We start from the raw sequence: 13,494 nt of genomic DNA, 5'->3' as shown, positions 1-13,494 counted from the left end.
GCCATATCCATCTGTGGTCATCGCGCGGTTTCGATGGTCCACCTCCTCAACAACGATTCTAAAGAAACGTTACACGCCGGCAAATGGAGAGATGCGCGGCTTACCCTGCAGCGGCTAGAGTTTCGGTCAATCGTCATGGCCGTAAAGCGATCGGAGGCAGAGCCCAATGAGCGATCGGACGTCTCGCGCTGAGAGTTATCGATCCGCAATCCTGACGTAGCGTGAGATTTGCATTTCGCATTGGTTCTGTTAGGTGGGAGAGGTCTGGGGTCCACCTAAGGGAATCATGATCGAATGAAAAAATTGGTGTTTGTGACTGCCGTCGTGCTCGCAGCGGCGGTGCCGACTTTCGTCGCTGAGGCCGCCGGACCGGCGGACATCAATGAGCAGGTCGTGAATGACTCAGATATTTGCAGCGCTAGCCCGGAGATGGCTTGGGTCTGCCGAATCTTTAATTGCTTAGCCACCCCCGGGTGCAGATTGAACTAACAATAAACAGAAAATGAGGTCAATTTCCTAGTACGCTGCTTGAGGGCCACAGCAGTCCCATTCTCTTCGCGTGGAGATACACTGTCAGATGACGCGGGCGCGCCATTTTCAGTGTCCGCTCATCGTCGGTTCCGCTCGAGCGATTCAGGGCGTCGCTGACGAAGGGCCGGAGGGTAGATTTTGGGCAAGCATCAAGTTCCGAATGCGGCCCTTACCCCACCTGGTAAGAGAGCGGGCAGTGAGGTTAGATCACCCTGTCGTCGGGGCAGCGGGGTGCCCCGCCGCTTCGATCGCAACTGCAACCGACTGTACGATGGCGGCAAAACGCGCCGCAGTCTGGATCGTCTCAGTACTGACGCCTGCCGCACGCAGTACCTTCTCATGAGCGTCAATACAGGCGCCGCAGCCGTTTATGGCGGAGACCGCCAAGGACCAGAGTTCGAAATCGGACTTGTCCACGCCGGGATTACTAATCACGTTCATGCGCAGCCGCGCTGGCATCATCTTGTACTCGGGATTGGTGGCGAGGTGGACGAAGCGGTAATAGACGTTGTTCATCGCCATCACGGAAGCTGCAGATCTCGCAGCCGCGATCGCAACTGGGGTCATCACGGCGGCAGCAGCCGATTCCATCGCGGCGATCACGGCCGGATTACGGGTGGCTATCGCGCTCGCCAACAATAGCCCATACTGGCGCTGCGGCGACAGCGTCTCATCGGCGACCATCGACATCAGGTTGAGCGTGATGTCCTTTGCGAAGTCGGGGATCTGTTCCTTCAACTGCTCGATTGACGACATGCTACCTCAAGCAACGTTCAGCGTTTCGCCGCCGATCTCGCGGTTGCACGGGCAGAGTTCGTCGGTCTGCAGTGCGTCCAAGACGCGAAGCGTGTCCTTGGGGCTGCGGCCGACATTGAGATTGGTCGCATAGACGTGTTGGATGGTGTTGTCAGGATCAGCGATAAAGGTATATCGGTAAGCGACGCCCTCTGGCGAACGCACGCCAAGGCCATCGACCAGCGCTCCTGTGGTATCGGCAAATTGCCAGATCGGCAGATTTTGCAGGTCCTCATGTGAGCGTCGCCAAGCGAGCTTGCAGAATTCGTTGTCGGTCGAACCACCCAATACGACCGCATCGCGGTCGGCAAAATCCTTGGATAGCCGGGCAAACTCGGCGATTTCGGTCGGGCAGACAAACGTGAAATCCTTCGGGTAGAAGAAGATAATCTTCCATTTCCCGGAAAAGCTGTCTTCAGTCAAAGTTTCGAATGCGCTCTGTCCGTCTTCCTGTGGCGCGTGAAATCCAGGCTTTACGCCTGTGATTTCGAACGACGGCAACTTACTTCCAATTCCAAGCATATCGTCCTCCCGAGATTCCGTGCTTCCGCTATAAGCGAAGCAAGGCGTGTGCCACGTGATCTCGCGATGGAGTTGGTCGAGCAGCAAGCGGGATGGTTGCTGTTGGGGCATCTGATGCCACTGGTATGTTGGTTGGTTACTCGAGCATCGCCGTCCCGGCGTATTCGCCAGCATCTGCTTCATGCCGCTCGGCTATTGACCGGGGAGCTCATGCACCGTCAGTCGAAGCCGACGCGACGGGCGCCCTCAAATTCTGTTGAGTGGCGGCGGTCGAGATTGCGGGCTGAGGAGCCGCTCCTGGTGTTGGTTTCGGTGCAAGCTGATGCACCGCTGACCTCGCGCGCTTGGTCGGGCCGCACGAGGCATACGTTTGGACAGCCTAGCATTGACCGCTTTGGCGGCGAGGCTTTAGCGTGGCATGCCGAACGCGATACATTCAAAGCATTTGGTGGAGACTTCCATATATATTGTTTCCAGGCTCGATGCTCATTTTTGACTTCGCTCGGTCGAGCCTTGCGTTGCGACCGACGACGAGCATGAAGCGCACGACGAGAGTGCCCACTATTGTCGAAAAGTTCACAACGCGCACCCCTCCGAATTCGCAATGATGCTTGCCGGTTGGCCAAAGCAAAATGGAAGGGCGAGGCGCATGCTTCCATTCTCCAACTTAGAGCCGACAAGCGGAAAAAAATGCAGCGCATTTGGTTTTGCCCGACGCAGACAGTGGACTGGCCGCAAGCAATGATAGGCAGCGAGGGTCGTTCGCCGCTAGGCGCAAATAGAATCACGTCCTCCCGCGCGTGTAGCGCTCAGCCTGGCGAGCACGACCAGCTAGTTCCTTGGGTGGAGAAACGGTTGTACTCACGTTTTGGACGATTGACGGTTATTTCATGGTTGAGCAGAGCAGCAGTTGCTGCGAAGACGACGATCGCAGAGCGGTGGCGAAGAAACAGCAGCAAAAGAGCAGCTGATGGGCAACCGACTGATGGAAAGACCGATTAGAACACGACGGCAGAGAGGAAGCCGACCGAGAAGACGTCGGATATTCAAATCACGGAGGAAGCAGCACTGATGTCGTCCTAATTACTTTGAGTTCCTCAAGGGTCGGTGTCGGTCATGCTCGCTCCATCGGTCGCTTCGGGCGACGGCGTTGCGTTGGACCCGACGGCAGCGCGCGTACGCCGCGGTCTCCCGCGAGTTCAGACAGGCGTACGCTGGCCTCTCCTCGCAGCGTCGTTACGGTAGCGGCCGGTCGAGGTCTGGTAGTACTGCGCGCGGATGGCCGCCATGGCCTCGATCAATGGTCCCCACGGCGCGGGAAAGCGTTCTTCCGCCATTACGCGGTGCAGCATGCGAGTATAGCCGGCCAGCTCGTCGTTGAGGAATTCTACCACAGGCATATCCGGATAGCGCTGCAGCAGCAGAATCGCCGCATTGTCGACCTCGCCGGCCAACCTGTCCTTGTCGCGTCCAATAAGATCGTTCTGCAGGCGCCCTATCGCGGAGATGAGCCGCATGACCTGGCGAAACGCCGGACGCGCACGCAAGATCGCCATGTCTAGCCCCCACAGCAACGACAGGCAACAGAACACGTTCGCGTAGCCGATCGAATCGATGCCGTTGTGCAGGTACTCGGCGTAGGACCAGCGTTCCGCCCCTGCCGCCTGCGCGTGTCCGGCGCGCAGCGCCGCGCAATAGCACCTGGTATCGTCGAGAAGCTGGGCATAGTCGCGACGATCGTAGGCGAGCGCGGCCATTGAAGCGCGCAGCACGGCGCATCCCTCGAATCCGGGGAGCGCGCACGGCATGCCCTGCGCCAGCGCCTGCTCCGCCGCGGCGAGCTGCTCCGGCGCGATCAGGCCAAGGTCGTTGCAATCGTCGAGCCAGAACAGCAGCGCCAATTCGCGATAGAACGCCACGATCAGCGTTTCGTCCTGCGGATCGCGGCCGGTGCGGGCGCTGTTGTCGCGCAGGCTCGGCTGGATGCGCTGCAGGATGTACTGGCCGCCCCTAACCGCTTCCACGGCATGCTCATCGGCGAACCCCGTTAGGGAGCGCCCCCACTCCAGCACCTGCTGCAGCGCGCTTTCGGTCTGGCTCATGGCGCCGCTCCCTCGGCGTGGACGCGCCGTCCCCAATGAAGTGCCAGCCACAACCCGGCGAGTTCGGCCACACGCACGACCCGGGTGGGGCAATACAGTTCCTTGCCGATCCACAACGGCGTCTGCGGCAATGCATGCGCCGCATGGCGGGCGAGCATCCACTCCCGCGCGCGCGCCACCGCCTGCGCGATGCGCCAGCGCGCTGTCGGCTCTTCGCTCCCGTCCATCACGTGCAACGCGAACAGCGCATAGGCGGTTTCCTCGAATGTGGATGCGCGACCGGCGCCCCAGCTGCCGTCGTCGCGCTGGGCCTGAAGTAGCGCCGCCAGCGCATACTCGTCGCGCCACTGGGGCTTACCTTGCGCCAGCGCAGCGACCGCATGGGCGGTGGGATACAGCCACGAGACGTGCCATTTTTCGTTGTCCCATAGACCGTGCGAGTTGCGATTGGCCTCGACGTAGGCGCTAGTGCCAGCGGCGGGTTTTCCCAGTAGTCGCAACGCATGCAGGGCATGGATGTTGGTCGACACCGAGGCATTGCGCTCGCCGGGGAAGGTGACGAACAGCTCGCCGATTTCGAAATGGCGCAACGCACTGATCGCCGGGTCGCGGCCTGCAAGGCGCAGGACGCACAACGCAACGGCGGTGTCGTCCGCATCGGCGGCGAAGTGCAAGGCCGGGCCCAGACCGCGCACGCTCAGGCGGGTGTCGAGCTGCGCGACGATCACGCGCACCGCATCGGCGAGCGCGGGATGCGCGAACAGCCTGGCCAGATGCAGGGTGTATAGCGACCAGCTTGGCTCGAACACATTGATCGGCCAGACGTTGGGAACGACACCTTCGATGCCGCTGCGCGTCGCCCGAGAAGCCGCCTGCAGATACGCGTCGGCGCGCCCGACCTGCGGCGTGCTCCCTTGTATCGCGGCGTGCGCACGCCACGCGGCGGTTGCCGCCGGACTGATGCCGATGCTGCCGTCGTCATCCGGGCATGCGGAGGTCGGCGACGTCCCCCAGGCTTCCCAGGAGTGCAGCAACGGATGGCCGCTCGGCAACATCGCCACCGCCCCCAGCTTGACCAGGCACGCTTGCTGCAGCGGCAACAGTGCCGGGTGGCGCGGAAACGCCACGCCGCCTAGCAAGGATGCGGCCTCGCCGCAAAGCTGCGGCAGGATCAGCTCCACGCCGATCGGCGCGTCTTCCGGTACCGCATGCGCGTAGGGATCGGACTGGCGCCAGAGGAACTGGGTTGCAGCTTGGACTGCGTTCGCAGCGCCGAAAAGAGGATCGGCACGCTGTAATGCCAGCAACGCCGCCCATGTGGGCGTATGGCGGAACAGCGGGAAGTCCGCGCTTCCCCATCCGCCATCGGCCTGTTGCTGCGCGATGAGCCACGCGTATGCATCCTGCCGACCGGTGATGTTGCCGTGGAACTGCAGAGTTCGCGCCGTGTCGTAGACCGAGGGACCGACACTGCCCCCATCGCTCATCTCGCGCAGCAGGTGGCGCAATTCGGAAAGGATCTGTTCGGACAGCGCGTTCAGCGGGAAGTTCCTTCTGCAAACGGTTGTCGAGGCAGACACGGCGGCCGTGCAGGGCAACCGCTGCGATCGGCGCCGTGGACTCGGTCGTAGTGCAGCAGGCACCGCTGCCGATCGCAGCGGTATTGGGGCGCCTCCATGCGGACGGGCGCGCTCATGCGCATGGCGCGTGCTCAAACAGAAACGCGTTGGCCCGCTGCAGGATCTGCGCCAACCGTTCCGCGCGCAGCCCCAGCGGGACGATGGCCTCCCCGGCGTCACGCAACAGATCCGACGCGAACTGGCGCGCCGCCTGCAGCCCCATGATCGACGCACAGGTCGGCTTCTGCGCCGCCGCGTCCTTGCCGGGAGTTTTGCCCAGCGTCGCGGTATCCGCTGTCGCGTCGAGAATGTCGTCGATCACCTGCAACGCTAGGCCGAAACAGGCGCCGTAGCGATCGAGCGCACAGTACAGCGCTGCGTGCGCGGCATCATCCGAGATGGCGCATAGCGCGCCCATGCGAACGGACGCGCGCACTAGCGCTCCGCACTTCATCCGGTGCATCGCCACGATCTTGTCCAGCTCGACGTGCTTTCCAACCAGCGACAAATCCATGGCCTGCCCGCCTGCGGCACCCTCGGCTGACACCGCCTGCGCTAGTTCGCGCACGAGCGCGATACGGTGGTCGCCCGGCGTTTCCAGGCTCGCTAGGATCATGAAGGCATGCGCCTGCAGCGCATCGCCGACCAAGATCGCAATGGCTTCGCCGAACTTGACGTGCACGGTCGGAAGGCCGCGGCGAAGCACGTCGTCGTCCATTGCGGGCAGGTCGTCGTGAACCAGGGTACAGGCGTGCATCATCTCGATGGCGGCGCCGACTTCGTCGAGCACGTGTGCTGACGTGTCGGCCAGCGCGCCTGCAGCCATGCAGAGCAACGCGCGGGTGCGCTTCCCGCCTTGCAGGGTGGCGTAGCGCATCGCCGCCATCAGCTCGGTCTCACCGTCGTATTCGGCGCAGAGACGACGCGCCAGCGCCTGTTCGACGCGCTTTGCGCCGTCCTGCATCCAGATCTCCGGCGGCAGCCTGCCGATTTCGCCGTGCACCCGCGCGCCCAATCCGCCAAGCGCGCAAACGCCAATCCGCTGCTCAAGTAGCCTGGAACCGGTCTGCATGTTGTTCATGTCCTTGTACCCGACAGGAGACGGCCACGGCGAGCCGCGAGCCGCCGACGCCTCGCCACACGGGGCACGTGATACGATGCCAGCTCATGAGAATCCGATGCGGATTGTCATGGACGGACGTGCGATCGGGTAGTAGCGCCGGCCTTTTTCGACGCCATTCAGCAACCGCGGGCGTACCCCTGCCTTGTGCATGGTCAGCGCCAAGGCAATGCAGAACTGCACTAACTCCAGCCATACCAAGTGGTAGCCGATGCAGACGTGTGGGCCGGTACCGAACTGCAGCATGTCCACCGGTCGGATCGGCTCCGTGCGTTGCAACCAGCGCGCCAGGCGGAATTGATCAGGCGCCTCGTGCAGCTGCGCCGAGGTCGAGAAATGCAGCAGCGGGATGCACAGATCGGTGCTCGCGGGAATGCGCCGTTGGCCAAGTTGCAAATCCTGTAGCGCACGGCGCACCAGGAGCGTGGTAGCCGGATGCACGCGCAATGTCTCGCGGAACAGCGCCTCGGCGACCGGATACTGCGCCAGGTCCGCGTGCCGGGTCGGCACCGCGCCCACACATTGCGCCTCCTCGACCAGGGCGTCCCACAGCTCAGGCTGTCGCGCCAGCTCGATCACCATCCAGGCCATCGTCGAGGCGGCGGTGTCGTGACCGCCAAGCAGCAGCAAGCGGATATTCGCGACTAGGACGTCATCGGAGAGCGCATCGTCGCTGCGATCGAAGGCACTGACCATGTCGTTGATCAACCCGGTGCGCGGGGCATGCAGGCGCGCATCGCGGACGAACTGCCGCAACTGCGCGTCGATCCAGTCCCGGGCGGCGCGGCCGCGCCGCAAGGGTAGTCCGGGCAGGTCGACCGGGGGCGCCACGATCAACTGCAGCAGTTGCTGGTACTTGCGATGCCATTCCGGCAGGTCGTGCGCGGGGATTCCCATCAGGCTGAAGATGAGCTTGAGCATCAAGCCGCCCGTTTCGCGCAGGATAGTTACGTTGCCGCGATCCCGCCACGCCTGCACCCGCTCCCATATGATGGGCGCGAACAGCTCCCCGATGCCGGCCTGGGCAAGCCCATTGGGTAGGAACGCCGCCTTAATGGGATCGCGCGCCTGCCGGTGAGCGCCGCCGTCCTGGACAACCAACGTTCCGCCAAACAATTCGGGCGCGATGTCTTCGATCACCGCCGAGGACACGTCCTTGTGCCGGAGCAGTGCGAACGCATCCAGATCCACACAGGTCATCAGCTGTCCGGCAGGGCCGAAATCCAACCAGAAGTGGCTGCCCAGCGTCCGTTCGGCGCGCCGCAGCAGGCGCGGCAGGTCGCAGACGATGGCGGGAAGATGTCCAATCAGAGGGAAAGCGCCGGGCACGACCGGGATGTCGTGCCGAAGCCGGTGCCGACGGTTCAGCGGGTTGAGCAGCATGTCTATCAGCCGCGCGGCACCGTGACCGCATCGGCGGTGTGGCCGGCAGGCCGCGCTGCGCCGCTGTTGCCACCGTCGGCGTACGTCGGCACATGCGCCAGCATGCCGCCATCGATGCACACGACCTGGCCGGTGATGAACGCAGCATCGTCGGAGAGCAGGAACGCCACCAGCGCCGCTACGTCCTCGGGGCGGCCGACCCGCGGCAGGAGCTGATGCCGGCGCAGATGCCGTTGCATGCGCTCGTCCAGCTTGGCGAGGAGACGCTCGGTCATAATGAGACCTGGCGCAACCGCGTTGCAGCGGATCTGCACATGACCGTACTGAGTGGCGAGCGAGCCCGATAGCATGTTCATCGCCGCCTTCGAGGCGGCGTAGGACGTCTGCGCGGTGTCACCGCTGAGCCCCTGGCACGAAGACATGTTGACGATCGCTCCACCGCCGCGGGCGATCATCCGTGGGATGGCCTCCCGACAGCAGAGCAGCGTGCCGCGCAGATTGGTCGCCATGGTCTGATCCCAGACCGTCAGGTCCAGGTCGAGGATCGCGCGGTCGCGCGGTGTCAGATGCATGGCGCTCGCGTTGTTCACCAGCAGGTCGACCCCACCGAATTGCCGCTCCGCCGTCTCGAACAGCGCTGCCACCGCCTGCGCATCGGCGATGTCCACGGCCAGGGCCAGCGCGTGGCCAGCTTCGGACGCGATCTGCGCGGTGCAAGCGATGGCCGCCGAACCATCAATGTCGGCCACCACCACTCTGCAGCCCTCGCGCGCGATGGCGAGGGCGCATGCCTTGCCGATGCCGGCGCCGGCGCCAGTCACCACGGCCACCTTTCCTTCAAATCGTCCCATCGTGTCGTCCTGGATTGCGTTGGCCTCTCGCGGCATGCCGCTCCGCCTCGGCCGGAAAAGGCGCGGGGTCGGCGCTGGCGCGCTCCTCATCGCCGACGTCGCTTTCGATGACCCGAATGGCGGCGACCGGACACTGGCTGGCCGCGAGCCGCACGTCGGCGTGCAGTGCCTGCGGGATCGTCGCCACGCACACTTCGGCTACGCCGTCCGGTTTGCGCTGGCGAAAGGCGCCCGGCAACGTCAGCACGCACTGCCCGGTGGTTCCGCACAGATCCTGGTCGACCACGACGCGCATCTCAGCCCGCATCTCAGCCCCCCTGCGCATGCAGCCGCACCGGCAGCGCGCGGAACGTTCTAAGGAATGCGGAGGGCGCCCGGATCGGCTGCTCGGCCAAAGCCAGCGTGGGAAAACGCGCCTGGATCGGCGGCAGGCTCTCGGCCAACTGCACCCGGGCCAGTTGTGCACCGAGGCAGAAGTGGATGCCGTGGCCGAAGCTGAGCATGATCTTCCCGTCGGTCGACATGCCTGGACTGGTGCCGTAGAACCGCGCGGGATCGAAGCGGTCTGGATCGGCGAAGGCGTTCGGGTCGCGATTGCCGGCCGCGAGTAGCAAGCGCACGTCCGCGTTCTTCGGGATCACCACGCCGCCCAGTTCGATGTCGCGCTGGGCAATGCGCGGAATGGAGCTGAACATGGCGGGCGCGTCGCAGCGCAGGACTTCTTCGACGAATGCCTTCACCCCCACGGCGTCTCCGTGCAGCCAGTGTCGCTGTTCGGGATACGCCAGCATCGCGAGGACCGCATGGTCGATGGTCGCGGCAGTGGTGACAAAGCCGCCTAGCAGCATGCCCCACAGCATGCTGATCAACTCCGCATCCGACAGCGTGTCGGCATCGTCGTCGTGGGCACCGACCAGCATCGATACGATGTCGTCGCGGGGATCGGTGCGCTTGCGCTGTACGAGGTCGCCGAAGTAGGCCTGCACCCTGGCGCTGGCCGCGTCCGCCGCGGCGAGCTGGTGATCGCTGGCATGCGGGCTCAGGCCTTCCAAAATCGCGCCGACGCCGGCGGCGAGCCCGAACATGTCGTCCTGCGGCACGCCAAACAGTTCGGCGAAGACCAGCATCGGCAAGGTCAGCGCGAATTCCCGATGCAGGTCCACTGCCTCCCCGCGCTCCAGCGCGGGAGTCATGCCGTCCAGGCGCGCTGCGACGATGCGCGCGATGCTGGGCCGCAGGTTGTCGATCTGACGCATGGTGAAATCGCGCGAGATCAGCCGGCGCAGACGCGTATGCGTCGGCGGGTCCTTCATCGCTAGCGTGGACGCCAGTAGATTGAGCGACAGGCTGGTGGCCGCACGCGGAAAATAGCGCGCCAGTTCGCCCGGCGCCGGTCCCCGAAACGCATCGCCCGTGGCCGTGAGGGCCCAGTAGATGTCGGCGTGGCGGCTCAAGAGAAACAGGCCAGACGCTGAGCGATGCACCGGATCGTGCTCGCGCAACCACCGCATGAACGGATACGGGTCGTGGAGGCACCCTGGCGACGCCAGTTCGGCGAAGGCATCCCGACATGCTGCCGTGGCTTCTTGCACGTCCATTTTGGTACCCTATTGGCTGGCTGTTCTGACGGGAGCGCGTGCCGGCAAATTGCAGAGAAGGTTGCGATCCCCAGCGGGTCCGCGCATCACCAGAGCACCGGAAACGCCTCGAACCCGCCAGTGATGATCTTCTTGCGCAACTTCAGTTCTTCGGGCGCCACGGCCAGGCGCAGTGCAGGAAAACGCCGGAAGATCGAACCGAACACTACCTTGAGTTCGAGTCTCGCCAGCGCTGCGCCGATGCAGTGGTGCGGTCCGTAAGAGAACGCCAGGTGCGGATTTTCCTCGCGTCCGATGTCGAAGTTTTCCGGGGCGTCGAAATGGCGTGGATCAAACGACGTCACCGGCAGGCCGACCAGCACCTTGCTTTCCGCGGCAATATGCGCGCCCGCGATGGTCACATCGGTCCTCGGATAGCGCATGATGCCGTCCCAGCCGGCGCCCGGCGGGTACATGCGCAGGATTTCCTCCACCGCCTTGTCCACCAGGGATGGATCGCCGACCAGGCGTTTGCGCTGTTGCGGATGGCGGAACATAGCCAGCAGGCCGAATTCGATTTGCGCGACGGTGCTCTCGTGCCCTGCCACCAGCATGCCCGCAGCCAAGCCGATCGCCTCTTCCTCGGTTGCCTTGCCCTGGTCTACCGCCGTGAGCAGATCCGTCAGCAGGTTGTCGCCCGGATCCTGGCGCTTGTCCCGCATCTTGCCGCGAATGTAGGCGCGCAGTTCTTCCCAGGCCTGGCGCGACGCGCAGCGCGGGCCGCTTTCATGCTGGTGCGTCATCACTTCGTCGGACAGTTCGGCGAAAACGGCGTGATCCTCGTAGAGCACGCCCATCAGCGCGCTGATGACCATGGTCGGAAGCGGAAAGGAGAGGTGGCGCCGCAGGTCGGCGGGCTGGGACTGGGCCGCCAGCGTCTCGAACAGCTGCGCGGCGATCGCCTCAACCTGCTGTCCAAGCAGCTTCACCCTGCCGTCACTGAAGGCCGGCGCCACGATCGTGCGTAACCGGGCATGCTCGCCTCCCTCGTGCGAGACCAGCCATCCCTGCGAACCGAGAATCACCGAATCCGGAGTGAATGCCGCCGGCGGCATTCCCGCGGGCCGGAACGCCGCATCCGACAGCGCCGCCTTGGCCTCGTCGTAGCCTGTCACCCACCAGCCTTCGTGCCCCGATGGGAAGCGCACGCGGTGGATCGGCGCCTTGGCGCGTAGCGCCAACATCTCGGGCGACGGCTCGATGTGATCGACGCGCCACATCGGCAGCGTCGGCAAGGGATGTTCGGACATGATGTTACTCCACTAAGCGATGGAAGGGCGGAAGGTGACGGGCAGGCCCTGCGGGCCGCCGCTTCACGTGCGCTTGCATTCACTTCTGTTCGTCGATGATATGATGACAGGCGGGGAGCGCGACCCGACCCTAGGGCCTCAATTTGGCTTTAGCCATCTACCGAATCTTGTAGTAGCCCCTTAAGCCAAAAGCCTGGTGGCGCGAAAATATGCGGAAAACTCTTCGCCATGCGCTGCCAAACGGAAACCTATTTCCGATGGGTATCCGCCTATGTTGGTTGGCCGCATGCGGCGTATCGCCGGACTCCGACCGCCGGACCACGGACTTGAAGGCGCGATGCTCGCCGCCGGCGTTGATTGGCGTCAGCTGTTCGAGGATCACGCATGCGGCGCGAAGGACCACCGCACTGGCTTGGCGCGTGCAAAACGCCCCTCTCGTGGAAATGGAGCGAATAGGCTTGCCCCACGGGATGCTGGCCTCCAGCCCGGTCAGCACCTTGAATCAGAACTCACCTAATTCGGGAATACCAAATCGAATCAGTCTCAGACGATCATGCTCCAACCTTGCGAGTCAGATGCGTTGTCCGGCAGACGTACCGAGGTGAAGCGCCAGAATCTCTTCTGGCGTTTCGTGCACCTCGATGGTTTGAGCGCCGACGAATTCGAGGATTGTCTTGTCGCGCTCACGCGACACGCCGCTAACGAGCGAGATGTTGACATAATAGGGTTCCGCTTTGCCGTAGCGGTTGCATTTGATCCAGAATTGCATCGGCAGCCTCGCTGACATCAGCCTGCTGCCCGCAGCTCGCGCGCGGCTGCCACCATATTGACGAGCGCCGGCCGGACCTCATCCCATTTACGGGTTTTCAGGCCGCAATCCGGGTTGACCCAGAGCTGGTCGTCGGACAGGCGCTGCCGCGCCAGCTTGAGCAGCCCGGTCATGTCGGTCACCTCAGGCACACGCGGCGAGTGGATGTCGTAGACGCCGGGTCCGATCTCGTTCGGATAGCGGTAGTTCCGGAATGCGTCCAGCAGCTCCATCTTCGATCGCGATGTCTCGATCGAGATCACGTCCGCATCCATCGTGCCGATCGCGTCGATGATGTCGTTGAATTCCGAGTAGCACATATGGGTGTGGATCTGGGTCTCGTCCCCGACGCCGGACGAGCAGATGCGGAAGCATTCTACCGCCCAGTCGAGATAGGTTGCCCACTCCGAGCGCCGTAGCGGCAGGCCTTCGCGCAAGGCTGCCTCGTCGATCTGGATCATGCCAGCGCCGGCGGCTTCGAGATCTGTAACCTCGTCGCGGATGGCGAGCGCGATCTGGCGGCAGGATTGACTGCGCGGAATGTCGTCGCGGACGAAGGACCAATTCAGGATGGTGACCGGGCCGGTCAGCATCGCCTTCACCGGCTTTGTGGTGAGCGACTGCGCATACTGCCACCATTCGACCGTCATCGGCTTCGGACGGGACACGTCGCCGAACAAGATCGGCGGCCTGACATAGCGCGAGCCGTAGGACTGCACCCAGGCGTTCTCGGTGAAGGCGAATCCTAAGAGCTGCTCACCGAAGTACTGCACCATGTCGTTGCGCTCGAACTCGCCATGGACGAGCACATCGAGGCCGATGCTTTCCTGCCAGCGCACAGTGCGTGCCGTCTGGTTCTGCAGAAAGGTCTTGTAG

General features: G+C 63.7%; 13 protein-coding genes. 1 reads left to right on the top strand and 12 read right to left on the bottom strand.

Features of this window, described 5'->3' with window-relative positions:
* The coding region (locus PMN64_RS37620; RefSeq protein ID WP_411784410.1) for a hypothetical protein at positions 1-192 on the top strand (192 nt) is incomplete at its 5' end.
* A 546-nt stretch (positions 193-738) separates the two neighbouring features.
* Here PMN64_RS37620 and PMN64_RS37615 read toward each other — a convergent pair.
* From PMN64_RS37615 to metE, 12 genes are all read right to left on the bottom strand, one after another.
* Positions 739-1,287 (bottom strand): carboxymuconolactone decarboxylase family protein, encoded by a 549-nt coding sequence (locus PMN64_RS37615; RefSeq protein ID WP_411784409.1) that lies wholly within the window; start codon positions 1,285-1,287, stop codon positions 739-741.
* Positions 1,288-1,293: 6 nt separating this feature from the next.
* A complete protein-coding gene (locus tag PMN64_RS37610; RefSeq protein ID WP_411784413.1) occupies positions 1,294-1,848 on the bottom strand; it encodes a peroxiredoxin in 555 nt (184 codons plus the stop codon).
* Between the two features lie 1,199 nt (positions 1,849-3,047).
* On the bottom strand, positions 3,048-3,950 hold the full coding sequence (locus tag PMN64_RS37605; protein ID WP_411784408.1) for a terpene synthase family protein: 903 nt from the start codon (positions 3,948-3,950) through the stop codon (positions 3,048-3,050).
* Positions 3,947-5,491 carry a hypothetical protein gene (locus tag PMN64_RS37600; RefSeq protein WP_411784412.1) on the bottom strand — a complete coding sequence of 515 codons (1,545 nt, stop codon included), beginning with the start codon at positions 5,489-5,491 and terminating at the stop codon, positions 3,947-3,949. The genes PMN64_RS37605 and PMN64_RS37600 overlap by 4 nt, the downstream gene beginning before the upstream one ends.
* A gap of 151 nt (positions 5,492-5,642) precedes the next feature.
* Positions 5,643-6,650, bottom strand: a complete 1,008-nt coding sequence (locus PMN64_RS37595; protein WP_411784407.1) for a polyprenyl synthetase family protein — start codon at positions 6,648-6,650, stop codon at positions 5,643-5,645.
* Positions 6,651-6,734: 84 nt separating this feature from the next.
* Positions 6,735-8,078, bottom strand: coding sequence for a cytochrome P450 (locus tag PMN64_RS37590; protein WP_411784411.1), 1,344 nt, complete (start codon positions 8,076-8,078; stop codon positions 6,735-6,737).
* Positions 8,078-8,923, bottom strand: coding sequence for an SDR family oxidoreductase (locus PMN64_RS37585; RefSeq protein ID WP_411784406.1), 846 nt, complete (start codon positions 8,921-8,923; stop codon positions 8,078-8,080). Before PMN64_RS37585 ends, PMN64_RS37590 begins: the two co-directional genes overlap by 1 nt.
* Complete coding sequence (locus PMN64_RS37580; protein ID WP_411784405.1) at positions 8,910-9,218, bottom strand: ferredoxin; 309 nt, start codon at positions 9,216-9,218, stop codon at positions 8,910-8,912. Before PMN64_RS37580 ends, PMN64_RS37585 begins: the two co-directional genes overlap by 14 nt.
* Positions 9,219-9,231: 13 nt before the next feature.
* Complete coding sequence (locus PMN64_RS37575; RefSeq protein ID WP_411784404.1) at positions 9,232-10,521, bottom strand: cytochrome P450; 1,290 nt, start codon at positions 10,519-10,521, stop codon at positions 9,232-9,234.
* Positions 10,522-10,607: 86 nt separating this feature from the next.
* Complete coding sequence (locus PMN64_RS37570) at positions 10,608-11,810, bottom strand: cytochrome P450 (protein ID WP_411784403.1); 1,203 nt, start codon at positions 11,808-11,810, stop codon at positions 10,608-10,610.
* A gap of 571 nt (positions 11,811-12,381) precedes the next feature.
* Positions 12,382-12,579, bottom strand: a complete 198-nt coding sequence (locus tag PMN64_RS37565; RefSeq protein ID WP_411784402.1) for a hypothetical protein — start codon at positions 12,577-12,579, stop codon at positions 12,382-12,384.
* Positions 12,580-12,596: 17 nt separating this feature from the next.
* The coding region (gene metE, locus PMN64_RS37560; protein WP_411784401.1) for a 5-methyltetrahydropteroyltriglutamate--homocysteine S-methyltransferase at positions 12,597-13,494 on the bottom strand (898 nt) is incomplete at its 5' end.

The sequence above is a fragment of the Bradyrhizobium sp. UFLA01-814 genome (assembly GCF_046718885.1).
Lineage (GTDB): Bacteria > Pseudomonadota > Alphaproteobacteria > Rhizobiales > Xanthobacteraceae > Bradyrhizobium > Bradyrhizobium elkanii.
The sequence above is the reverse complement of the archived record's forward strand: the minus strand, read 5'-3'. Positions and strand labels throughout refer to the sequence as shown.

What these genes read in the sequence shown, in the direction of transcription:
- PMN64_RS37580 (WP_411784405.1), bottom strand. Translation starts at nt 9,218, where the DNA reads ATGCGCGTCGTGGTCGACCAGGATCTGTGCGGAACCACCGGGCAGTGC.
- PMN64_RS37570 (WP_411784403.1), bottom strand. Translation starts at nt 11,810, where the DNA reads ATGTCCGAACATCCCTTGCCGACGCTGCCGATGTGGCGCGTCGATCAC.
- PMN64_RS37575 (WP_411784404.1), bottom strand. Translation starts at nt 10,521, where the DNA reads ATGGACGTGCAAGAAGCCACGGCAGCATGTCGGGATGCCTTCGCCGAA.
- PMN64_RS37585 (WP_411784406.1), bottom strand. Translation starts at nt 8,923, where the DNA reads ATGGGACGATTTGAAGGAAAGGTGGCCGTGGTGACTGGCGCCGGCGCC.
- PMN64_RS37565 (WP_411784402.1), bottom strand. Translation starts at nt 12,579, where the DNA reads ATGCAATTCTGGATCAAATGCAACCGCTACGGCAAAGCGGAACCCTAT.
- PMN64_RS37610 (WP_411784413.1), bottom strand. Translation starts at nt 1,848, where the DNA reads ATGCTTGGAATTGGAAGTAAGTTGCCGTCGTTCGAAATCACAGGCGTA.
- PMN64_RS37615 (WP_411784409.1), bottom strand. Translation starts at nt 1,287, where the DNA reads ATGTCGTCAATCGAGCAGTTGAAGGAACAGATCCCCGACTTCGCAAAG.
- PMN64_RS37595 (WP_411784407.1), bottom strand. Translation starts at nt 6,650, where the DNA reads ATGAACAACATGCAGACCGGTTCCAGGCTACTTGAGCAGCGGATTGGC.
- PMN64_RS37605 (WP_411784408.1), bottom strand. Translation starts at nt 3,950, where the DNA reads ATGAGCCAGACCGAAAGCGCGCTGCAGCAGGTGCTGGAGTGGGGGCGC.